21 protein-coding genes and 1 pseudogene are annotated in these 21,588 nt (G+C 57.1%); 3 read left to right on the forward strand and 19 right to left on the reverse strand.

Features of this window, described 5'->3' with window-relative positions; all coding sequences use genetic code 11:
• The first annotated feature begins 65 nt into the window (after positions 1-65).
• Complete coding sequence (locus EXR70_12915) at positions 66-326, forward strand: (2Fe-2S)-binding protein (GenBank protein MSP39384.1); 261 nt, start codon at positions 66-68, stop codon at positions 324-326.
• Positions 327-573: 247 nt separating this feature from the next.
• On the opposite strand, the gene EXR70_12920 is transcribed toward EXR70_12915, so the two are convergent.
• Positions 574-774, reverse strand: a complete 201-nt coding sequence (locus EXR70_12920; protein ID MSP39385.1) for a hypothetical protein — start codon at positions 772-774, stop codon at positions 574-576.
• Positions 775-865: 91 nt separating this feature from the next.
• Here EXR70_12920 and EXR70_12925 point away from each other — a divergent pair, with 91 nt between their 5' ends.
• Entirely contained in the window at positions 866-1,234 is a 369-nt protein-coding gene (locus tag EXR70_12925) for a hypothetical protein (GenBank protein MSP39386.1), read from the forward strand.
• Positions 1,235-1,285: 51 nt separating this feature from the next.
• On the opposite strand, the gene EXR70_12930 is transcribed toward EXR70_12925, so the two are convergent.
• From EXR70_12930 to EXR70_12940, 3 genes are all read right to left on the reverse strand, one after another.
• A complete protein-coding gene (locus tag EXR70_12930) occupies positions 1,286-1,729 on the reverse strand; it encodes a hypothetical protein (protein MSP39387.1) in 444 nt (147 codons plus the stop codon).
• A 173-nt stretch (positions 1,730-1,902) separates the two neighbouring features.
• Positions 1,903-2,193, reverse strand: a complete 291-nt coding sequence (locus tag EXR70_12935; protein MSP39388.1) for a hypothetical protein — start codon at positions 2,191-2,193, stop codon at positions 1,903-1,905.
• 134 nt (positions 2,194-2,327) lie between these two features.
• Positions 2,328-2,816, reverse strand: a complete 489-nt coding sequence (locus tag EXR70_12940; GenBank protein MSP39389.1) for a hypothetical protein — start codon at positions 2,814-2,816, stop codon at positions 2,328-2,330.
• A 677-nt stretch (positions 2,817-3,493) separates the two neighbouring features.
• Between EXR70_12940 and EXR70_12945 the strand changes: the two genes are divergently transcribed.
• Positions 3,494-5,029 (forward strand): sigma-70 family RNA polymerase sigma factor, encoded by a 1,536-nt coding sequence (locus tag EXR70_12945; protein ID MSP39390.1) that lies wholly within the window; start codon positions 3,494-3,496, stop codon positions 5,027-5,029.
• Between the two features lie 107 nt (positions 5,030-5,136).
• Here EXR70_12945 and tenA read toward each other — a convergent pair whose 3' ends face one another.
• From tenA to EXR70_13020, 15 genes and pseudogenes are all read right to left on the reverse strand, one after another.
• Positions 5,137-5,808 carry a thiaminase II gene (gene tenA / locus EXR70_12950; protein ID MSP39391.1) on the reverse strand — a complete coding sequence of 224 codons (672 nt, stop codon included), beginning with the start codon at positions 5,806-5,808 and terminating at the stop codon, positions 5,137-5,139.
• 99 nt (positions 5,809-5,907) lie between these two features.
• Entirely contained in the window at positions 5,908-6,810 is a 903-nt protein-coding gene (locus EXR70_12955; GenBank protein ID MSP39392.1) for an NAD(P)-dependent oxidoreductase, read from the reverse strand.
• Positions 6,811-7,042: 232 nt separating this feature from the next.
• Positions 7,043-8,059 (reverse strand): ABC transporter substrate-binding protein, encoded by a 1,017-nt coding sequence (locus EXR70_12960; protein MSP39393.1) that lies wholly within the window; start codon positions 8,057-8,059, stop codon positions 7,043-7,045.
• Between the two features lie 146 nt (positions 8,060-8,205).
• Positions 8,206-9,048 (reverse strand): p-hydroxycinnamoyl CoA hydratase/lyase, encoded by an 843-nt coding sequence (locus EXR70_12965; GenBank protein ID MSP39394.1) that lies wholly within the window; start codon positions 9,046-9,048, stop codon positions 8,206-8,208.
• A 63-nt stretch (positions 9,049-9,111) separates the two neighbouring features.
• A complete protein-coding gene (locus EXR70_12970) occupies positions 9,112-9,660 on the reverse strand; it encodes a hypothetical protein (GenBank protein ID MSP39395.1) in 549 nt (182 codons plus the stop codon).
• 28 nt (positions 9,661-9,688) lie between these two features.
• On the reverse strand, positions 9,689-10,939 hold the full coding sequence (locus EXR70_12975) for a hypothetical protein (protein MSP39396.1): 1,251 nt from the start codon (positions 10,937-10,939) through the stop codon (positions 9,689-9,691).
• Positions 10,936-11,817, reverse strand: coding sequence for an ABC transporter substrate-binding protein (locus tag EXR70_12980; GenBank protein MSP39397.1), 882 nt, complete (start codon positions 11,815-11,817; stop codon positions 10,936-10,938). The genes EXR70_12975 and EXR70_12980 overlap by 4 nt, the downstream gene beginning before the upstream one ends.
• Before the next feature lie 8 nt (positions 11,818-11,825).
• Positions 11,826-12,353: a hypothetical protein gene (locus tag EXR70_12985; GenBank protein ID MSP39398.1), complete on the reverse strand. Its 528-nt coding sequence runs from the start codon at positions 12,351-12,353 to the stop codon at positions 11,826-11,828.
• A 307-nt stretch (positions 12,354-12,660) separates the two neighbouring features.
• Positions 12,661-12,981, reverse strand: coding sequence for a hypothetical protein (locus tag EXR70_12990; protein ID MSP39399.1), 321 nt, complete (start codon positions 12,979-12,981; stop codon positions 12,661-12,663).
• A gap of 112 nt (positions 12,982-13,093) precedes the next feature.
• Positions 13,094-14,869: a thiamine pyrophosphate-binding protein gene (locus EXR70_12995; protein ID MSP39400.1), complete on the reverse strand. Its 1,776-nt coding sequence runs from the start codon at positions 14,867-14,869 to the stop codon at positions 13,094-13,096.
• 225 nt (positions 14,870-15,094) lie between these two features.
• Positions 15,095-16,126 (reverse strand): ABC transporter substrate-binding protein, encoded by a 1,032-nt coding sequence (locus tag EXR70_13000; GenBank protein MSP39401.1) that lies wholly within the window; start codon positions 16,124-16,126, stop codon positions 15,095-15,097.
• Positions 16,127-16,240: 114 nt separating this feature from the next.
• Positions 16,241-17,175, reverse strand: a pseudogene (locus EXR70_13005) (FAA hydrolase family protein).
• 207 nt (positions 17,176-17,382) lie between these two features.
• Complete coding sequence (locus tag EXR70_13010; protein MSP39402.1) at positions 17,383-18,030, reverse strand: ferritin-like domain-containing protein; 648 nt, start codon at positions 18,028-18,030, stop codon at positions 17,383-17,385.
• A 44-nt stretch (positions 18,031-18,074) separates the two neighbouring features.
• Positions 18,075-18,830, reverse strand: a complete 756-nt coding sequence (locus EXR70_13015) for a hypothetical protein (GenBank protein ID MSP39403.1) — start codon at positions 18,828-18,830, stop codon at positions 18,075-18,077.
• 15 nt (positions 18,831-18,845) lie between these two features.
• Positions 18,846-21,392 carry a hypothetical protein gene (locus EXR70_13020; protein ID MSP39404.1) on the reverse strand — a complete coding sequence of 849 codons (2,547 nt, stop codon included), beginning with the start codon at positions 21,390-21,392 and terminating at the stop codon, positions 18,846-18,848.
• Between the last annotated feature and the right edge of the window lie 196 nt (positions 21,393-21,588).

The following is a 21,588-nucleotide window of genomic DNA, read 5'->3' on the forward strand; positions in this document are numbered from 1 at the left end:
TCGTAGTAAAGGCTAGGTAACACGCCATCGATCCAACGGAACAAGAAGCCAAGAATCAAGCGGTCATCGATAATTTCAAACCGGCTTGTCTATGCAATAAAATCCGCAAAGGCGCTGTGGTGAAAGCGATCCAAGCCGGCGCCAAAACTTTCGAGCAGGTCAGCAAACGCACCGGCGTGGGCACCGGTCCTTGCGGCGGCCGGCGCTGCGGCTCGCTGGTGCGCGGCATGCTCGGCGAAGCGGTGATCCCGTGCAGCGAATGCGCCTGGCCGACCATCCCCGGCTCCCCCTGCCCGCGCTGCGAATATGCCAAAGGGGAAGGCTAGTAAGGGCGGTAGAAGACGACTAACGATCTCACTTCAATCCTTCGCCAGCCCGACGCGCAAAAGAAAAATCAAAGACTCGCTCCGCCGTCACCGTTTGTTTCGGTTTAACCCGATCGCTGGCGATGGCGATCATCTCGCGCTGGAGGTTGTCGTCCACCGCCGACAATGGCGTTGATCGCCGCGCCGGTGGCGGTGCCGAAATCGATGCTGCCGCCGGCCATCGCTTGCAGAGTTAGGTTGGAGCGCATCAGGACGATTTCCGCGTCCAATCCTTCATCGCGAAAAATGCCGCGCCCCGAGCCACCCAAAACGGCAAGTCCAAAGTACTCTTCGAGACAATGCCGATACGCACCGGCTGAGACTTTAGAGTTTTTTCAGCCGCCGACAAAAGCGGGGTTAAATACCAGGCGCAGAACAACACCGACGAAATAATTTTTGCCAATCTCATGGCAGTCTCTTATTGTACGGCGCGATCCAGGTCAACGCGCAAGTTCCCTCGACGGTTGGAATCGAGGTAGAAAAACAGCTAGGTTGTCGCCATGGCGATACGTTATGCAACTATTGTTTTGACGGCAGCGGGATCACTCGCGCTGGTTTTAGGTTTACTCTTGTGGGGCGGCCTGGGGATGAACTTGATATCGCTGCACATGCTGCTCGGATTCCTGGCGGTGGGCGCGTTGTGGATCGTCGCGGTAGGCCAAGCCCTGGGCAAGAATGGCAACTGGCCCATCGCGATTGCAGCGTTGCTACTGGGTGGCCTGACGATCTGGTTGGGGACGACTCAAACGACGCTGATGAGCGGCGACCGGCACTGGATCGTCCAAGTGATCCATTTGCTTCTCGGCGTGGCGCTGATCGGGCTGGGCCACGTCGGCGCCGCGCGCCAACGCCGAGCCTCGGTGTTATAACTCTCGGTTTGCAGATCTCGATCGACGCGGCGCCGTTGCCGGTGGCCTTCTTTACTTCTTGCTATCGGCGGCCAGTTTTTTAACGAAGCGCTTGCGCTGATGGACACAGGATGTCGCTTTGTCGTTCGCCGCTTCCTCAGATTGACAGCCCAGACAGCTCGGACAAATCCAACCGCCGCAAGTACAACGACCGGCTGCCTTACCGGCTAGGCCGGGCTTGCTGTGGAAAAATTTGAGACAGCGCACGCAGTGAACCTCCGCGGCGGCGTCGAGAACTTCCAAATCATCGCTGGGAGCGATGTAGCGCAGGGTCTGCCCGGTTACGACGACTCGATATTGAAAAGCCTCTTTGCTCGTCGGCGGTTCCATCAAAGCGCCGTTTCGGGTGAAGCAAGATTTGATCGCCGTGGTCCCCTCGATCTTGCCTTCGTAACCTTTTTTCTTATGGCGTACCAAGGTGCCGTCGCGTAAACTGGTATCGATAGTCTCAATCATAAGCCCTGTCTCCCTCCGAAAATAAAAGAACCTCAGGCTCATCCAAAGCTTGGCGGTTTCATCAAAACGTCAAATAAGCTCTAAAGCATGATTCAAAGTATCACGCGGAGATGTAGATAGCTAAGCCCTCGGCGGAGCACGGTCAACGCGTGCGCGGCGCCGATTCGAGATACTCAACAGGCGTAAATATGCACGTCCCGCTCGTCGATATTGCGGCCCCGGGCGATCAGTTTGACGATACTGCAAATATTGCGGCTGGCGTCGGTCATTCCCGCCGCCGAGAACCCGTCTTTAATATAGCGGCCGACAAACTGCTCTTCGCCCATGCTGACGATCTGGAGATAATCCTTGTCGCCGTTGCCATCGAAATAGTGCTTGGTCCCCGGCGCGGCGCCGTCCAACTCCAATTGCAGCGCCTCGGAAATTTTAATGCCGACGAACAAGCGCTTGGCCAAATCAACCATCGACGATGCTCCTATGCTCTCCCACGAAAATCTAAGAGCGGTGAATTAAGGAAACGAGCAAACACGCCGCGGCGTGAATGCATGCCATGAACACGCACCCAACCCGCGGCGAGTTAGTAACTCGGAGTAGTTACTCAGTTGGTGATCTTGAGGGCGATGCCCAGAGGCAGAGCGATTTCGCCGATACTCATGGCCGTGCCGAGCTTTTCGATTTCCCACGACGACACGGTTTCTTTCGACACTGCCTCTTTAGGCGCGGCGTCCTTGGCGGCAACTTCAGGCTTGGGCATTTTGATCAAGTACTTTACGTTGTTGCCGTCGCTCAAGGTCACCGACAACACCAGCTCTTTCCCCTCCTGGGAACCGAGGGTTTGTAACGAAGCGATGCGATTCGAAAGAACGGTTTTGTCCACCGTAATATTGTAAAACCAAATGAACGCGCCCGCGGTGACGATTAGCAGCAATATCGCATATCGGCCGACGCGTTTCTGGCGCTGGATCGCGGAGGTGCGCTGGCGATCGAAGAATCGGCGGAAGGTTTCGGTTTCAATCGCTAAGCGCTTCGCCGGATCTTGCTCCGGCGAACTCGGCGGCTGGTCGAAGGAGAGCCCCCAACTGTTCATAACCATTCCAACGCAAATCAAAACCAATGGAACTAAGACGATGAATATAGGATGCATAAATATCCCTTCCGATACAGACTCGTACGAGCCTGCGGTTTTAGGAAGAGGGAGGGTAGGCAAGACTGGGAAATTCGACGGCGTAGCAACTACGCCGCTGTTCATGCCGGTGAGGATTTCGCGAGCCCAGTCTTCGACCTCTTGCGCGCCAGTAGCATCAAGGCATGATCGAGATCAATTGTACAGGAACATAGTATTAGTAGCAAACAAGCATTTCAAAACGATCATGCTCCGAGCTAATCGAATAAACGCGAATGCGCCGAAGGAAGTACTCGGATTGCGCCGTCAATCGCGATAGTCGCGAGCCAGCCGATCGGCCGGCGCTTAGCCTGCAGAGAATATTCATATCCGCTGCGATTGCATAGTAAGCGAAACCCCTGTAAGTCTAGTGCTCCATTCCTTTTATTAACCAGGGCCACGGCCCACGCCAGCTTACAAGATCGTTGAAGATTCCCATGCGTCTATTGGGGCGACCGCGGCCCATAGGCCGCAACTGATAAAAACTGGCCGCATAACCTGAACGGAATCGCCGCATCTAACGTCTAATAGCCTACCCAGCCCGAGGGCTGCGCAGGTCAAGGAGCTCGCGACGGCGGCGAACCGTTTTGCAAGGAGACGATATGTTGCAACCTGATATGGGAAACCTCATGGAAGAAGACAACAAAAATGATTTCACAAGTTTAGAGATCGGCGCTGCGGAAGATGCCGGTTTTGCTGACGAAGCCCACGGCAACAGCGAAAACGAGGAAGAGACCGAACCCAAGGAGTCGGTGTTCGCCCTCACCTCGGTGCAGCAATATCTGCGCGATATCGGCGCCATCACGCTGCTGACCCGGGAGCGCGAAATCGAGCTCGCTAAGCGGATCGAAACCGGCCGCAAGCAAATCCTGCGCGCGCTATTTTCCGCGCCACTGTCGTGCCGCTATGTCCTCCAACTCGGTCAATCCATCGCCACTGGCAATTTGGAAATCAGCGAAGTAGTGGAAAAACCCGAGCGCGACAACGAAGAGCAAGCGATCGCCTTCGACAGCAAACCGTTTTTGCTGACGGTGGCAAAGCTGCGCCGTCTGAGCCAGAACCAAGAAGAGTTGCGCCGCGAATTGTCGCACAAACGGATTTCCCAAACCCGCCTGCGAACATTGCGCGACAAAGAAGCCGCCGTTACCGACAAGATTTGCGACCTAACGCAACAGCTTCATCTGGCGTCCGGCCAAACCGATGAGTTGGTGCGACGTCTCAATCAAGCCGCCAGCCGCGTCGAAGACCGCGTCGCCCAGTGCGCTACGGCGAGCAAAGCTAAACGGCTGGAGCTCAAAGCGCAAATCGACGCCATCGAGAAGTCCATCGGTCTACCGGCGCAGAAGATCCAGGAGATTGCGCGCCTCATCATCGACGGCCAAAACATGGTCAGCGCGGCGCGCAAGGATTTCACCGAAGCCAATCTGCGCTTGGTGGTCAGCATCGCCAAAAAATATATCAACCGCGGCCTGTCGCTCCTCGATCTGATCCAAGAAGGCAATCTCGGCCTCATGCGCGCGGTGGAGAAATTCGACTACCGGCTCGGCTTTCGCTTCTCGACCTACGCGACTTGGTGGATTCGCCAGGGCATCACGCGCGGGCTGATCGATACCGGCCATACCATTCGCGTGCCGGTGCACCGCGTCGAATCGCGCAACAAAATTTTGCACAACGCGCGGGAACTACAGCGCCGTCTCGGCCGCGACCCCAAGCCCGAAGAGTTGGCCATCGAGCTCGGCATGCCGGTTACCGAACTGTTGAACCAGATGCAGACCCACGGCGAACCGATCTCGCTGCAAACGCCGATCTGGGAAGACGGCGACGAGCTCGGCGATTTCGTCGAAGACCGCATCCGCGCGCAACCGGAAACCGAAATGATGGATGCCGCCGTCTGTCTGAAAGTCCGCCAAGCGCTAGCGGTTTTAACACCGCGCCAGGAAACTATTTTACGCAAGCGCTTCGGCATCGCCGAAAGCCGCGACTATACGTTGGAAGAGTTGGGCGAAATGTTCGCTGTGACTAGAGAGCGCATTCGCCAGATCGAGCAAAAGTCGCTGCACATCCTGCGCAACCCCAAGCTCCGCAAACCCCACGCGGCGACGGTTGCAGCGGTGCCATTCGATCCGTTGTTGAACTAAGATTCGAATAGGAATTAACCACGAAAGGCACGAAACACACGAAAATAAGATCCCGACATTGTCCGACCTTTCGTGTTTTTCGTGGTTAAATTTCTTCTTCCCAAGATCTACACCGGCCAATTTTCCATCTCATAAGCCTGCTGCCAAAACAAAAACTCGTAACGGCTGCTGAGCACAAATAGCTCCGCCATGCGCTTCTTCTCGTTCGCGCTGGCAATCTGACCGAGACGATCTAGCAAAGCAATTTGCCCACGCACCGGCTGCCAAAACGATTCCGCGGCGTAGGTCTCGATCCACGAGCGATAGATCTTCGGTTTGCTCGGCCGCTTCTTATAAAACCGCCGCCCCACTTCGCCGTAGATCCAGTAACATGGCAGAACCGCAGCGACCAATTCGCCGAGCGTGCCGCCGCGCGCCACCGATTGCAGATGATCGATGTAGGCTTGCGTCTTCGGCCCCTTCTTCACCGCATCCAATTGTTCCCGCGATAAACCGAGCGACTTGCCAAAGCTCGCATGAAAACCGCGCTCGACTTCAACCGCGCCAATCGCATGGCGGCAAAACAGTTCGAGGGTTTCCAAATCCGGCGCCATCGCCCCGCCCCGGCACAGCACCTGCGCGAAGTCGAGCAAGTAAACGTAATCCTGCAAAATAAAGTAAGTAAACTTCTCCATCGGCAAAGTTCCCGCTTCCAGCTCCAGCAAGAACGGATGATTGTCTATGGCACCCCATATTCGCTCGGAGCGCCGCCTTAGTTGTCCGCTAAATTTTTCCGCCATGGTTTAGAAGTATCGAAAATGTGTTGGCAAGGAAAGCTTGAGGAATAATTAAACGTTGGCAGGACTTTCGTTTCTACGAATGACACGAGCTATGCATAGCTATCGCTTCCGCACCTCAAACCCCGCCGCTTCCTCCTGCAAACGAAACAGCGAAGCCGTACTTTGCTCAGACCAACCTCGGTTGATGGCGTGAATCATCGTTTGCTCGACCAATGCCGCGATCGGCATCGGCACGTTGTGTTGGCGGCCCAACTCGGTTGCCAGGCCAACGTCTTTGCGTGACAGGCCGATGCCGAAACTTGCTCGGCCTTCGTAATTTCCTTTGAACGCGGTCTCGGCAAAGTTCTTTAGCAAGTTCTGCAATTGCACATCCAAACCCCAGCACATGCACTTCCACAACATTTCAGGATCGGCGCCGGCTTTGGCGCCCAAGACCAAACCTTCGCCGATCGCCAGACCGATGCTGCGCCGCACTAAGTTGTGTGCCAACTTGATCACGGTGCCGGTTCCCAACTCGCCGGCGTAGACCACCGTGTCGCTAAAAGCATCGAAGAGATGCTTTACATCGTTGAATGTCGCGTGCCCGCCGGAAGCCAACACCTGCACGCTGCGCTTGGCGATGCCGTCTTTACCGACAATCAACGGCGCATCCATCACCTGCGCGCCGCGCGGCGCGAACTCGGCGCCGATGCGGCAAATCAGATCGGCGCTGCTGCTGGAAAGATCGACGTAGATGCTGCCGGCGTGAAGGCCATGCACGAGACCATTGGGCCCGAGCGCCACTTGCTCAACTTCCGGCGGTCCGGGAAGCGAGGTAAAAACGATGTCGCATTCGCGCGCAACTTCCGCCGCCGTTGCCGCGTAGTGGGCGGCGCCGTCGAGCAAAGGTTTGACCGCGGCCAAGCGAACGTCGTGGACGACCATGGCGTAGCCCGCCTTCTGAATATTTCTGGCGACGACACCGCCGATGGTTCCTAAACCGACAAAACCGATAGTTTGCATTTTTACACCTCGTAGCAATTAGATTGCCTATCCTTAGCAATCTTTGACTTTCCCTTTTGTATGGGGGATAAAAACTGGCAATGGTTCAGTTTCATTTTAACGTCGCATCTCAATGTAGGGGCCGACCTGTGTGTCGGCCCTCCGGACGGGCGGACACATAGGTCCGCCCCTACAAGAATTGGCGAAACTGAATCCCTACCTAAAAACTCCCAGTCCAGATCTTCAACGCCAGCTATTTCAAACCGTAATTCGCCGCCATTTTGTCGATAAAGCCATTCTCATCGAGTTTGCGAATCAAGCGGCTATCGATCAGCTCTTCGACTTTCACGCTGGCGATTTTCGGATTAAGCGTGGCCAACAGCCGGCGAATGTTGCGCATGCCGTCCACCACGGGAATCAGCCGGCGCTCGACGCCGCTCAAATAATCTTGATAGCCTTCCTCCGCCACCGCCGGATCGTTGATCTGAAAGCGCCGCATCATGGTCTTGATCACCACCGCCTTGTTCGCCGGCGCCATGCTGTAGGCCAGACTCTCAATCAACGTCATCAGCAATTTCTCGGCAATGTCCGCGCGCTTTTGTAAAAACTCCGGCGAGACCACGATCGCTTGGCTGAGCAACGGTATCTTCGCCAGCTGCAACTCCGCGATGATAGTGAAGCCTTTACTGCGCAGCCGGCGCACCAACGCGCCATCGAGCACCGCCGCGTCAACTCTGCCGGCTTCCAGCGCTTGGCCAATCAACACAGAATCGCCGATGGGCAGTAAATTAATATTGTCCCGCTTGTAATCTAAGCCGACATGCTCCAACGCCAAGATGGTGTTGATCCAAGTGGTGCCGCCGGGGTTCTGAATACCAAAGCGCTTGCCGCGCAATTCTTCGGCGCGCTTGAAGCTCGGATGGGCGACCAAAGTGTGCGTCAGCGTGCTGGATATCGACGAGAGAATTTTCAGATAAGAACCCTGCCCCGCCGCGCCCAACACGGAAGTGCCGCCGGTGTAGCCGACGTCCATTTCGCCGGACACCAAAAGCGCCACCAGCGACGCCGCCGCGCGCACGAGAATGACCTTTGGATCGAGACCATACTTGGCGAACAGACCTTGTTCTTGAGCAAGATAGAGCGGTGTCGTGCGCGGACTCACGGCGGCGTAGCCGATGGTGATCTTGGTTTGCGCAGAAGCGACGGTGAACTGAGCAACCATCGCATACAGAAATAAAAGCCAGATAGAAACCGTACGAAAGTGACGCAAGGTCTGCCTCCTTTGGTTTCGCTCGACAATGACACTCACCGTAGGGGCGGTTCGCGACCCGCCCGTCCCCGCTGCCCCTGGATTCCGGCCTGCGCCGGAATGACGGAATTAAGAGACGTTGCCCAAGTCGATGAACAACAGCCGACTTATTTCTCCCCCGCCGGCCGCTTTACCGGCTCCAAGCCGGGGCGATATTTTTTCTCGTCGAGAAACTCGCGCATGCCGCGCTCGCGGGTGCGCTCGGGGTCTGCGGCGCGCAGCGCCATGCTCTTGGCGCCGAGATATTCGTAGGCTTGGTCCATGTCCATGCCGCGCACGGCCTTGATCGCTTGCTTGGTGTAAGCCAGTACCATGGGGCTCTTGGCGATCAGTTCTTGGGCAATTGTAATCGTCTCGGCTCGCAATTTTTCCGCCGGCACCGACATCGTCGCAATGCCCAGCTCCACCGCCTTGCGGCCATCGATCGTGCGCCCGGTCATGGCATAGAACAGAGCGTTGCGATAGGACACCATGTCGCCGAACACTTTGCTGACGTTGCCGCCGGGAATGATGCCCCAGTTGACCTCGGACAAACCGAAGGTGGCATCGTCCGACGCGATCACGATATCGCAAGCGGCGAGCGACACGAACGCGCCGCCGTAGCAGTAGCCGTTGACCATGGCGATGCTCGGCTTGCGCGACCAGTTGAGCAGCTCCGTCGCCCAGCGCCGGTGCGCCGTCGCGGCGCGGAATCTCGCCACCGGATCGTTGTCGGTCTCGCGAAAGTATTGTTTCAAATCCATCCCCGCGCTCCAGCTATTACCCGCGCCGGTGAGCACGACCACTTTGGTATCTTTGTCGGTTTCGAGACCGTAGAGAATTTCTTCCATCTCGACATGCAACGTCGGGCTCATGGCGTTGCGCTTCTCCGGGCGATTGAAGGTAATCCAGGTAATCCCTTCCGCGTCGGTTTCAACCAGCACGCAGCTGTATTCTTTTTTGTTAGCCATGCTTTTCTCCTTCAATTGAATTTCTCCAAGTACTTCCGGATATCAAGGCGCCGCCAGCGCCAGCTAAATTCCCGAACCGAAGCTGAAATATTTTGGGGGGACATTTTTCACCGCGGGATCCTCGAGGGAATAAACATTCATGCGCACCAGGGGTGGCACGTAGACATGCACCGAAATCGCCCGCCCATTGGCCGCCTGGAGATTGGAGATTTGATGAATCAAAGATGTCTCCTCGACGCGAATTGCGCCGATTTTGTAATCTATCGAATTAACCGACTTGATCATGCCATTGGGCGCTTTTTCAAAAAGCGACTCGGTCAGCACGCCTTGCAGTATCTTCAACCCACCCAGGGATCCGGCATGGTCATGGATCGACGAGCGCTGCCCGGCGTTCCAACACATGATCATGATTTCGAATTGCTCGGTTTTATGCACCAGATTGCGCGCATACCTGCGCTCTGAGAAGTGGGCATGGGCGTCCATCTCTTCTGCACCGATAACCAGCCGCTCAAGGATATCCTGCATCCGCCCCGGCCCTATCGCCAAAGCCTCCGCTTCCAACAACTTTGCCAACTGATTTAACGAAAGTGGGTTCACGGCCATGTCAGTCATCGGAACTCCCGTTTTCTCTCAAGGTCTTTTACTCGAACTTCTTGCCGCCGAGATAGATGGTCAGTATAGAGCGCATGTTGGCGATATTGTCGAGGGGATTTTTCTCCAACACCAGCAGGTCGGCGGCCTTGCCTTTGGCCAGTGTGCCAAATTCCTTGGCGATGGCCAAACTCTCCGACGCCCCCTTCGAGAAAGATTGGATCACCTGCATGGGCGTCAGCCCCGCCTGCACCATGAGCTCCATCTCGCGGTGCTCGGAGAATCCTTGAACGAAGAAGCGGTCGGCGCCGCCGCCGCTATCGGTGCCCAAGGCGATGCGCACCCCGGCGTCGGAGAGCTTCTTCAAATTGATCTTGTTCATCTCGAAGCCGGCTTTGAACAAGGCGCGCTGCGGGTGTTTCGCCTGCTCGTCGCGGATCTTGGTTTTCAGCACCGCCATACGCTCCGGCGGCACGAACCTCTGGAAGAACGGATCCTCGATCCAGGCCGGCGCGTCGCCGTAGGCGAACAGGAACTCGTCGCGGATCAATGTCGGAATCAGCGTCACGTTGCGCTGCTTGAGCAGCAGGGTGAAGTCGCCATCGACCTCGCGGTCGCGGATACTGTGGCCAAGGATATTTAAACCGCGCTCCACCAGCATCCGCGCGTCGGCGAGTTCGTAGGCGTGACCGACGGTGAGCTTGCCATGCTTGCGCGCCTGTTCGAGGACTGCGGCGCAAAACTCGGGGCTGAGCTTGGCCCTGGTGCCGAACCCACTGTCGACCCACACCTTGATGTAATCGGCGCCGGCGGCGACGATCTGGTCGACCTTGGCGCGCGCCTGCTCGGGTGTCACGACCTCGGCGTCGGGCACGAAGCGGTACTTGACGGTGGAGACCCTGGCACCGCGCAACTCGCCCTTCTTCTGCGCTTCGCGCACTTCAATGACTTCGTCCGGATCGGTCTGCATGCTGGTCGCGGTAGTCACGCCGTAAAGCGCGTACTGGCGCAACTGCGGCAGGGTTTTCGCGCCAACGTGGCCGTGCGCGTTGATGATGCCGGGCACGATGAACTTGCCGGTGAGATCGAGCAAGGTGGCGCCAGCAGGAATGGAAATCTTCGGCCCAGGCCCCATGTCACGGATGCGGCCGTTCTCCATGACGATGGCGATGTCCTTCTGTGGCGGCGCGCCGCTGCCGTCGATCACCGTGGCACGGCTGAGCACGGTGACTTGCGCCGGAGCGCTCGCCGGGAGCAGCAGCGCGGTGGCTAGAAGAAATAAGGCGCGGCAATTCCTCATCGGTCCTCCTCAAGCAAGTTCTCGACTAAATTCGACGGCGGCAATGCTTTCGCTCGGGCATCCTGCACCGCAACTTCGTCCAAGACCGCGCTCAGCGATTTAAGCGAAGGCAGCAAAGTCGTTTCGAAGAGTGCGGCGAATACCCGGTAACACTTTTCGAGAACCCGCGGTTTGCTCTTGAGCGCTGGGAGATGGCTGCCAATCGCTTGGAGCGTTAAGTGCGCGTCGTTTTTAAATAACTCAATGCTGTCCCGGTAAACCGCCGCAACTTTCGTCGCTAGCGGGCGGTGCTCGGCGAGAAATCGCCGCGTGGTCGCCAGCGGCACCCAGTGGCAGTCGAGGTCGAGCGTGTCGGCGATAATCCGCAGCCCTTCCGCCTCGGCCAGAAACGCCTTCTCCGGCGGTAACAACGCGACATCGAGATCACCGCTGCGCAGCGCTTCGAAGCTCCGGTCATTGAGGCCGAGATCGACCAGTTCGAGATCCCTGACGCTATCGAGTTGCCATCTTCTTAACAACGCGAGCATCATCATGCCCGCCATGCGGCGCGGCTGATTGATGCCGACTTTCTTTCCTTTGAGATCGCCGGTGGAGGCAATCTGGTCATTGGCCACCAAGTAGAACGCCGGACGGTTCAATAAACCGCCGATGATCACGAGATCGTTGCCGTTGAGCCGTGAGAAAATCAGCGACGGCGCATTGGGCGTGCCGATGGGCGTCACCTGATTGACGATGTCTTCAACAACTTTCTCTTCATCCAACCGATTGACGATTTCAACGGCAATATTCGCCTTGTCAAAAAGCCCGGCGTCGAGGCCGACGTAGGGCAAGAACCGGCCGATGCTCGAAGTGCCGATACCGATTTTGATTTTGTCCATGGATCCCCTCAATCCAACTGCAACGATGCCGGCTCATTGGCCATGCGTGCGCCCATTGCCACATGACGCAACCGTTCCCAGAGCGCATCGACCTCGGCCATCACCTGGTCGTCGGGCCGGTGAATGTCAATCGCATGGGCGATCGGCACCCAGCAAGCACGGCCGGTGACCCAGAAGACTTCCGAACGATTCCCTTCGGGATCCAAATAATAGCAGCCCAGCGCGCTGACATGATTCACCAGCGCATCGATGCGCAAACCCGCGGCGACCAATCTCTGGTGCATGACGCGCAGCTCTTGCAGAGTCCCCACTTGCAAAGAAATTTGATTGATCAGCCGCGAATCGGCAGCCTCGGGCCGGCCACGGAAAAGCGCGATCTCATGATCGGCCTTTTTCGCATCGGCGCTGAAAAAAACAATTCCCGCGCGCCAATTCTGCTTGGTGATTTGCATGCCGAGCGTGTCGCGATAAAACCCCACCATCAGCTCCAAGTCGCGGACGTAAATCCCCACGTGGCCGAGTCCTATCACCGCCATTTATACCTCCGTCGTTGGCATTCGATAACTGCTTCTTTCAGGTTCACCGCGGCAATCTCTGGCGCCACGAAGAACACGAAGTTGGCAACCTTAATCATCCGAACCCTACGGATCGGCGCTAATAAGATCACAACTCGGGCGCAAACAAAACTGTAAATTTGGCTCGGACAAAGCGTCCAAAAAGATCGGTCAATTGTTCGGCGAGCAAAAAAGCCAACGGCGGTTGGAGCCGAAGCGCCAACCGCCGTCAATCAGCGCCGGATTCCTCCGGCGATGCCGCGAACTATTTCAAAAAATCGTCTGGGAGTCATTTGGCTTTCTGCTTGTCATGGCGCTGGCGAGCGATGCGCTTGCTTTGCACGTCCTGGGCGTGTTCGATGCGGACCTTTTCCTTGGTGGTCATTTTGCCGTCTTGCATCGCCTTGTCTTCCAATTTCTGGACATGTTGCTGGCCTTTCTCCAGGCGCGCAGCTTCTTTCTGATTGAGTTGGCCGGTTGCCACACCCTTCTCAATGCGCTGGTCCTGGTAGTCCTGGCGCTTGTCAATTCGCTTCGTCGACTGGGCCAGGACAACCCCAGGCAAAGCCAAGGCGGCGACCACCGCTACGGTAATTATCGCTTTAAACATTCGCTTTCTCCTTATGAACAAATTGCCATCGAGGAACAGTTTAATTTCACCAGGGCGATCCATCAAGCGAAATATGCCGCCAGCTCCATCCCTGAAACGGGAGCTGGACAAATCACTTCTTTTTCACCAGACTGGCGCGCTGATCCGGTCCGCTATCGGCGTAGCCGGGTTCGACTAGCGAATCGATAAAATAGCGCCCGCCGTTGGCGACAACCTCAGCGCCTCGTTTGAGCGCCGCTGCCAATTCATCGCTGGTCGACACCGGCGCCTCGCTGTCGAATCCTTGGGCTCGCGCCATTGCGACTAAGTCAATACGCGGATCGTCGATGCGTTGGCCGATCCAACGATTCTGCGGCGGCCGGTCACGCATGAAGGCTACGCGCTCTTGATGCAATTCGTCATTGAAGTAGGAACGGTTGTCGGCGACGACGATCATCGCCGGAATATTGAAATGCGAAGCGCTCCACAGCGCGCTGACGCCCATGAGATAATCGCCGTCGCCGAGCACGCCGATGACCAGACGTTCCGAATCTTTCAGCGCCAAGGCGGCGCCGACGGTATGTCCCGGTCCGGTGCCGACGGCGCCGCCGCCGTCATTGCCCATAAAAGACAACGGCTCGTCGAACTCATAGGCTTCCCCCGGCCAACCGATCGGCAAGCGCGCGAAGGTCACCGGCTTATCTTTGGCGAACTCACGTATGGTCATCGCCATGTTCCACATGGTCATCGGGGCGCCGCGTTGAGCAGACGGAACCGTCAGCGGCGTCTTGTTCCAGTGCGACAATGGCTTCATCGCCGCGCGCTTTTTCAATTGCCCGTTCTTTTTCACCCGCAGTTCGCCGAGCATCTGGGCGATGAACTGATCGGGCTCGGCGAGGATCGGAATATCGACGGCGGCCAAAGCCTGGTGATCCATGCTCCAACCGTTGGTGCGATAGTTGTCCACCGAACAACTAACGATGGTTTTGTTGGCCGGCTTTTGGGTTTGCGCATCTCCCAAGGCCAAACGCAACACGCCGGCGAGATCCAACCAGTCCATGCTGATGATCAGATCGGCCTTCTCGATCAGCGCCACTGCCGCTTTGTTCGGCCGCACGCAGGGCGGCGCGAAATGCAACGGATGGGTCGTCGGAAAAGCGGTCGGATCGTTGCTGCTGCTTAGCACCGCCGCGCCGATCGCTTCAGCGAAACGGATGCGGCGCTGCCAATCCTCCTGCTTGCGCGAAACTCGGCCCATCAGGATCAACGGGAATTTCGCCTTGTCGATCGCCTTGGCGACTTTGACCAATGAGTCCCGTGCCACCGCCACCGCCGGCGCCGGTGCAAAGCGCGCCGCATCGGGAATCGAAACTTCCTCTGTCAGCGGCGCCTCCTGCAAACCGGCGTCGAGGCAAATATAAACCGGACCGTAGGGCGGCGTGCGGGTAATTTGATTCGCCCGCAGCACCGACTCCACCGCCGCCTGCGGCGACGCCGGTTGATCGTCCCATTTGGTGTAATTGCGAATCATCGACGCCTGATCCTTGGCGGTGTGAATCCAGTCGATCCACGGCCGGCGCCGGTGCGCGTCCACCGGGCCGTTGGCGCCGAAGATGATCATCGGCGTGCGGTCGCACCAGGCGTTGAAGATCGGCATGGTGGCGTGCATCAGTCCGACATTGGCGTGCAGCGCCACCGCCATCGGCGTCTCGGTCACCTTACCGTAGCCGTCGGCGATCGACACCGCATGCTCTTCATGCAGACAGATCACCATCTGCGGATTGTCGTTGCCGAGATAGTTGACGATGCTGTCGTGAAAACCGCGATAGCTCGCACCGGGCACCAGGGCGATATATTTCAAATCGAGCCGGCGCGTCACCTCGGCGAACACGTCGCTGCCCCACTTCATCTGCGGCTTGCCCAATTTTTTTGGCCGATCGATTTGCGGATTTATTATTTTCTTCTTGTCTGCACTTTTCACCGGTTAGTTCCTCCCATTATTGCCCAATTAAATTTACTTTAATCACAGCCAGCGCAATTGAACAATTGTTCCGGCTGTGAAATCTTTGCGGAATGCTATTGGGAATTCGGCCGGATGATGGGACGAAAAATTATTGCCTATTCGCGCGTGAGGTTACCGCGCCGTTTGCAGCGCAACCTTTTTCCTCGCCTCCGCTAGGTAGCCGTTTTCTTCGAGCGCTTTCATGATGCTCAAGTTGATCGATTCATTGACATCGAGCTGGCCGGCTCTCGGGTTGACCCGGGCAATGAATCTTTGCACGTTCTTCCATGCCGCCGGGTCCGGCGCGATGTCGAGGCTGGTGATCGAGCGCAGCGAATGGTACGAGGTCTCGGCATCTTCGTCGCTGCTTAGGCGCAGATGTTTTTTCATGATCTCGGCGACGTCCCGTCTGTTGCGCGCATCGAGAATGTAGACGATGGCGTCGATCATGCCTTTGGCAAGGCGCATCATAAGATCCGGCGCGGCGGCGAAGCGTTCGCTGCGACCGCAGATGCCGACGGTTTGCAGCGCAATACGCATTTCCGTCGAGTTGACCAAAGAGCGCATGCCGCCCCGTTTCGCCACGGCCGCGGAGGGCAAGGTGAAAACCGAGGCGTCGATATTCCCTGCAAGCAGAGCTTGAACGATGGTCGGCTCCTCGCCGATGACGCGCATTTTCATGCCGATCTTGTCCGGGTCCACGCCGACGCCGTCCAACACCATCATGGTCTGCAACCAGAATCCGCCGCCGATACTTTGCACGCCGATGGTTTTGCCGCGCAGCGCCGCGAGCGAGTCAATGTCTTTGCGCACCACCAGCTCACGCGAAATCCCCTTGATTGGAAAAGCGCCGCAGCCGATCTTCGCCCCCGCCGACACGCCGCTAAGCACGTTGGCAACCGAAGGCAAAAAGATCGGCACTTCACCCGACACCAGAGCCGCTAAACTGATCTGCGCATTGCGCACCTGCAGCAAGCGCGCGTCAATGCCGTGTTTCTGATAAATCCCTTTATCGATCGCCACCCAATAGGGCCCGATGGTTTCGTTGTGACCGCCATAGGCCATGAGAACGGTATCTTCCGCGTAACTTTGCGCGCGATTGAGCGTAAAGAGGATCAGTGCAACGGCAAACCAAAGTTTCCCACATCGAAAACCAAGACCCATGCATCACCTCACGCGATCCGGAGAAACGCTAGGCCAAACTGAGTCAATGCGAATGTCAGACATCAATGCCTAACGGTGGCAATCTTTTAGACGTCACGAGCATGATCAGGTTATTTAAATGTAAACCTTGGCGTACTTGCCGGTGAGCTGGGCGGTGAAACCTTCCAAGCCTTTTTCCTGCCGTTGCAAGCGCGTCTCCCGCGCCCAGGTGCGTTTGAGATCCTCGCGAATCTTGATATGCAGGCGGCCCATCGGCTCGCATTCCAATTCGATCGAATCGCCGTCTTGAAACGGATTGAGACCGCGATGATTGGTGCCGCAGGCCAACACGTCGCCCGGCTCGAGGGGATGGATCGAACTGACCCACTCGATGCAGCGTGGGATTTTATGCGCCATATCACTGGTGTGATAGTTCTGCATCAAGACGCCGTTGTTCCATAGTTGCACGGCAGATTTTGCGGGTCTGTGATTTCGTCCGCGGTTACTAAATACGGCCCCATGGGACCGAATGTAGCGCGGGACTTCATCTGGTAGAAAGTATTGCCCGCCGGCGGCAGACCGCGCGCCGAGCCGTCGATAAAGTTGACGTTGCCAAATACGTAATCCATCGCCTTGGCTGCCGAAACGTTGTCGGCGTATTTGCCGATCACAACCGCTAACTCCGCCTCGCCTTCGAAGATCGGCGCCGGCACATCGGGTAATATCATCGTATCGCCGTCGCCGATTACGCTGTTGGGCGACTTGTGAAATGCATTGATCGGCGCCGGCTCCTTGCGCGTGCCGTCTTCCATGTAATTGACGGCCATGCAGTCAATGTTCACCGGCTTGGGCACCGGCGCGCGCAGCCGCACGCTCTTCAGCGCCACGCCGCTGCCGCCTGCCACGGCCTTTTCCAACGCAACGCGATAATCGGCGAAGCGCTCGATCAAACCGCTCATCAAGTTGCCCGGCCCGGTATGAGGAATGTCTTTCACCAGTGCCGACACATCCACCACCGCATCGCCCTTGACCACGCCGAGTTTAAAATCATCGAAGAAAACTAATTTCATCCAAACCTCCCGTAAGCTTCGTTAGGATATAGCGGAGATCGGGTTCACACTTCAATGAGAAAAAACAAAAAAGGCGGGTTACCAACCCGCCACACGAATCCCGATAAATTGTTTTGTGTTCTTTTTGGCAATTTGTCCGAATCCGACCTCTGTGATCTCTGTGTCCTCTGTGGTGAAATCTCTCTCCCCTTCGATCGACGAAGAATTCTACCAGCGATCCTTGCCCATCGCCCAGCGGTCTAAGCTTGCCAGGTATTCGCGGAACAAGACCATGCGCATGGCCACCGCGCGGCGGACTTTGTCTTGGCCTTCATCGGTTGTGGCGTACTGTTTGATAAAGCTCTGCGGCACGCTGCCGTGGCCTTCTTCGTCTTCGGTGATTTTTCGATATGGCTGTTTGATCCACTCGGGCACAGCGGAAGAATGCAGACACATCTGAATAAGATAGTTGGCGACGGTTTCGCCGGCCAGTGAGAATCCCGCGATGCGCTCGCAAGTTTCGCTCAGTCCTTCCATGGCATTGAACATGGCGATCTGCGCCGGCAACGGTTTGTAGTCGAACGGCTCGGCGCCGAGATCGCGGATGCGCTGGGACAGCAATTGCGCGTGAACCATCTCTTCATGGGCCGACTCAGCCAAAGTCGCTTTGACATCGAACTCCGGCGTGCTCTTCAACCACGTCCCAAACAAATCCGCCGCCCGCAGTTCATTAAACAACCGGCTCTGCATGACGCGAATCCGCTCTGCGTCTGTCTTCAACGGCACGTAAGAGTAAGCCGGCGGATTGGCGTCGAGACTTCGACAAAATTCCTGCACCGGTGAAAGAATTTCCTGCAAAAATTCTTCACCATTCATAAAGCACCGCCTTCCGAGCACGAACACGATCCACGATCACGATTCTAAACCCGCCAGTCCTTCTGCGAGATATCGATGCCATTGCCCGCCGGATCGTGCACCCGATACTCCGCGAAGGGAATCCGCTCGGGCCGCTTGGTGCCGCGCTTCACGCCGGCCTTTTCGGCGCGCGCCTGCATCTCTTCGTTGCTCTGCACATGAAAACCGAAGTGATTGATGCCAATGGGCTCCTCGGTTCTTTGATACAACAGCGCCAGATTGAAATAGCCGTCGGACACGAAAATCGACGAGCGGTCGGTGCGCTCGACCTCTTTCATGTCGAGCACGGTGCAGTAAAAATCGCGAAGCCGCTGGGGATCGGGCGTGTAAAGGGCGATATGGCGGATTGGCACTAGCCGCTGGCGGTAAGCGACATCGAAGGCGCGCCGGGTGATGCTGATGAGATTGCCATCCGGGTCGCGCAGCTCATGGTCGATACCGGCAATAGAACGGATCTCACGTAGATCGGTCTCGGCCATGCCGACATGGGTTAGCTTTTTTCGGATCGTCTCCACCCGCGCAGTGTCGAAACCGATGTGGCGAAAGCCGCACTTGCGCGGGTCCGGCTCAGGCAGCACCGCCAAACTAAAAGTTCCGTCGGAAAGAAAACACGCCCCTTGATTCACTTCGATCTGTTCAAGATCGAAAACCTCTTGGTAAAATTTAGCCAACTTTTCCGGCGTTTCAGCGGCGATCACCAACTGACGTAACTGCGGCATAATGACGGTGGTCCTTTCGCGAACTGGCTCCCAAGCTACCATGCCAGCACGGACAAATCATTGCAGCACAGCGTTCATCGAAGCCGCCGGCTCGTTGGCGCGCAGCGCTGCGCTCTTGATCGGCAAGCGCAAGCTAAACACACTGCCGACCCCAACTTCGCTGGAGAGACGAATCTCACCGCCCAACGCCGCGGCGAGTTTTTTACAAAGACCGAGCCCGACGCCGGTGCCGCCATATTGGCGCGTCGACGAACCGTCCAGCTGGCGGAAGTCTTCGAAGATCACTTCCTGATCCTCGCGCCGAATACCGATGCCGGTGTCGGCGATGGCGATCTCCAAAAACTCACCGACCGCGTCCTGATGGCGGCGCAGGTACAATTCGATCTTGCCCTTCTCGGTGAACTTCAATGCGTTGGTGATCAATTCGAGCAAGATCTGCTGCAGCTTCTGGCCGTCGCTCTCGACGGTCTCGATGGCCGGTTCCATGTAGACGTCGAATTGAATCGGCCGCTGGCGGATCAAACGCTGGGTCATCATCTCCAGGCCGCCGAGAATCTCCTTCAACTTGACGATTTCGCGCTGCGCCGCTGAACCGTCCGCCTCCATGCGCGAGTAATTCATCAAGTTGTCCATCAGGCGGGCCAGCTCCTGGCCGTTGTTCACCAGCTTGTCGAGGATCGGCCGGCCATCGCCATTGGCGCCGATCTCGCGCAGCACTTCGCTAAAGCCGATGATGGTGCTCACCGGCGGGCGGATCTCGTGGCAAATGTTGGCGACGAAATCTTTCTTGATACGGTCCATCTCGATCAATTTCTGGTTGGTCGCCTCGACTCTTTGACGCGCCTCCACCGACTCTTGATAGAGCCGGCCATTTTCCAAGGATAAGGCCAATTGCTCGGTCAACGTGCGCAGCAAACGAAACTCCTCGGCGCCATACTCGCCGCCGGAACGTTTGGCGCCGAAGCAAACGAAGCCGCGCACCGCCCGCTCATAGATCAACGGCAAGAGCAACTCGGCATGCCAAGCTTCGAAGCACTCTAACAGCGCCCCACGCTTATCGGCGAAGCGCGGATGGTTGGAAATCTCGCTGCGGGTCAAAACCCGCGCATCGGCGCTATCTAACAGACCGACAACGCGCCCACTGTCCTCTGCCAAGGTCGATGAATTCTGGAGCGAACCCTTGGCAAACGCCGTCACCAACTCGGAAGAATTTTTCGGCCGGTAAGCGAGCACCCCACTATCGACCTGCAGTGGCTTGCAAAGACGCTCGACAAACCCTTGCGCCAGCGCCGGCGCATTGTCGAGACTACGGAGAAACAAACTGGTGTCGTCCTGAACCTGCGCCGGGTCGTAGTCCTGACGGTAAACGAAGCGATCGACCACATGCTCGAGCCAGCGCAGCAGCGGATTGAAAATCGCCACCACGAGAATCGAAAAGAGTATTGGAATCAACGGCTCCTCGGCGTACTGGCCGGCCCAAGGAGCGAGCAGCAACGCGACCACGGCGTAGACGCCGATTAACATACCCATCAGGGCGATGCGGCTGACCGTGACACGCAGGGCATTGCCGAGATCGAACAAACTATATTTCAGTAACGCGTAGGCGATGGAAATCGGGAAGAAAACCGTCGGCACCAAAGATAGGTTGTAGGGAATCGCCAGGTGAAATGAGCTGGCCAACACCGTGGTCACACCGGGCACGAGAAATCCCAATAGCGCGCCGACAAACATCACCCTTAAACGCGAACGTTCGAGATCCAAGTGACTACGGCGCAGAGCACGGCCGGTGATCCAGAGAAAGCTCAACGCGCCGATGCAAATATAAACGTAGCCAATGCGAAAGTGCTGCGACCAGATATCCATGGGGCCGAAGAACGTCAAACTATTCATCGCACCCAAAGCGATGCCGATGCCATATAGAATCGCCACAAAGCGCGGCCGGAGCGCCTCCCGCCCCTCGGCGCGGCTCAACAGCAGCGCCAAATGAATCGCCGCGCTGGGCGTCAAGGTGAGGGCAAAGATGCGCAGCTCCTTGGGCAGCATCGATTCGGTCATGAAATCGAAGGTGGTTTGAAACCAGACAAAAACCGTCAGCACCATGAAACAGAGCGGCAACGCCACCGGGGTTCGGGCGCGCAAAAAGTAGGGCGCAACGCCCATCACCAGGAACGCGACGCCGATGACGACATAAACGCCGAAGCTAAGCAGCCAATCGCGCAGGCCGAAGGTCATGGTCGGCACCAGGAAGTCGAGGGCCTCGCCGGCGCGCAGAATTCGATAGCGCAGCACCGTGCCGAGGGGTACGCCACGGGCTAATGTGTAAAGTTCGCTGCGCTGGTGCAACGGGCGGTCATTGACCGCGACCACTTGGTCCAGGGACTCCAATTGCGCCGCCGCGCCCGACCAGCCGGGCAATGAATAGGGCCCCACCGTCAAATTTTCGTGAACGAAGAAACCCGGAAACGGCGCATTGATCCACCGCCCCGAAGAAAGAAAAGTCTGACCGATGAGCAACAGACCCAAGAGGCCTGCCGCAAGAAGAGACAACCGGTATCGCCAGCTCTGCCGCCCCATAAAGACCTCCCCAAGCGTGATCAATCTCATCCGCCATTTATCAAGGTCAGCCAAAGGCTGTCAAGAAAAGATCGCGAAGCTGTTGTAGCAAAGTGATTATGTCAGGGGTTAACGGCAACGTAATTATGTCAGGGTGGAAGGATGACAACCCTGACAATGAAAGACGAGAAACGACTAGACGTAATTCAACGAGTATATCGCAGCGAGATCACCGTGGTTGAGGCCG

It is taken from the genome of Deltaproteobacteria bacterium, from assembly GCA_009692615.1.
Lineage (GTDB): Bacteria > Desulfobacterota > Binatia > UBA9968 > UBA9968 > DP-20.

What these genes read in the sequence shown, in the direction of transcription:
- EXR70_12920 (MSP39385.1), bottom strand. Translation starts at nt 774, where the DNA reads ATGAGATTGGCAAAAATTATTTCGTCGGTGTTGTTCTGCGCCTGGTAT.
- EXR70_12925 (MSP39386.1), top strand. Translation starts at nt 866, where the DNA reads ATGGCGATACGTTATGCAACTATTGTTTTGACGGCAGCGGGATCACTC.
- EXR70_12930 (MSP39387.1), bottom strand. Translation starts at nt 1,729, where the DNA reads ATGATTGAGACTATCGATACCAGTTTACGCGACGGCACCTTGGTACGC.
- EXR70_12935 (MSP39388.1), bottom strand. Translation starts at nt 2,193, where the DNA reads ATGGTTGATTTGGCCAAGCGCTTGTTCGTCGGCATTAAAATTTCCGAG.
- EXR70_12940 (MSP39389.1), bottom strand. Translation starts at nt 2,816, where the DNA reads ATGAACAGTTGGGGGCTCTCCTTCGACCAGCCGCCGAGTTCGCCGGAG.
- EXR70_12945 (MSP39390.1), top strand. Translation starts at nt 3,494, where the DNA reads ATGTTGCAACCTGATATGGGAAACCTCATGGAAGAAGACAACAAAAAT.
- tenA (MSP39391.1), bottom strand. Translation starts at nt 5,808, where the DNA reads ATGGCGGAAAAATTTAGCGGACAACTAAGGCGGCGCTCCGAGCGAATA.
- EXR70_12955 (MSP39392.1), bottom strand. Translation starts at nt 6,810, where the DNA reads ATGCAAACTATCGGTTTTGTCGGTTTAGGAACCATCGGCGGTGTCGTC.
- EXR70_12965 (MSP39394.1), bottom strand. Translation starts at nt 9,048, where the DNA reads ATGGCTAACAAAAAAGAATACAGCTGCGTGCTGGTTGAAACCGACGCG.
- EXR70_12970 (MSP39395.1), bottom strand. Translation starts at nt 9,660, where the DNA reads ATGACTGACATGGCCGTGAACCCACTTTCGTTAAATCAGTTGGCAAAG.
- EXR70_12975 (MSP39396.1), bottom strand. Translation starts at nt 10,939, where the DNA reads ATGAGGAATTGCCGCGCCTTATTTCTTCTAGCCACCGCGCTGCTGCTC.
- EXR70_12980 (MSP39397.1), bottom strand. Translation starts at nt 11,817, where the DNA reads ATGGACAAAATCAAAATCGGTATCGGCACTTCGAGCATCGGCCGGTTC.
- EXR70_12985 (MSP39398.1), bottom strand. Translation starts at nt 12,353, where the DNA reads ATGGCGGTGATAGGACTCGGCCACGTGGGGATTTACGTCCGCGACTTG.
- EXR70_12990 (MSP39399.1), bottom strand. Translation starts at nt 12,981, where the DNA reads ATGTTTAAAGCGATAATTACCGTAGCGGTGGTCGCCGCCTTGGCTTTG.
- EXR70_12995 (MSP39400.1), bottom strand. Translation starts at nt 14,869, where the DNA reads ATGAAGTGGGGCAGCGACGTGTTCGCCGAGGTGACGCGCCGGCTCGAT.
- EXR70_13000 (MSP39401.1), bottom strand. Translation starts at nt 16,126, where the DNA reads ATGGGTCTTGGTTTTCGATGTGGGAAACTTTGGTTTGCCGTTGCACTG.
- EXR70_13010 (MSP39402.1), bottom strand. Translation starts at nt 18,030, where the DNA reads ATGAATGGTGAAGAATTTTTGCAGGAAATTCTTTCACCGGTGCAGGAA.
- EXR70_13015 (MSP39403.1), bottom strand. Translation starts at nt 18,830, where the DNA reads ATGGTAGCTTGGGAGCCAGTTCGCGAAAGGACCACCGTCATTATGCCG.
- EXR70_13020 (MSP39404.1), bottom strand. Translation starts at nt 21,392, where the DNA reads ATGAGATTGATCACGCTTGGGGAGGTCTTTATGGGGCGGCAGAGCTGG.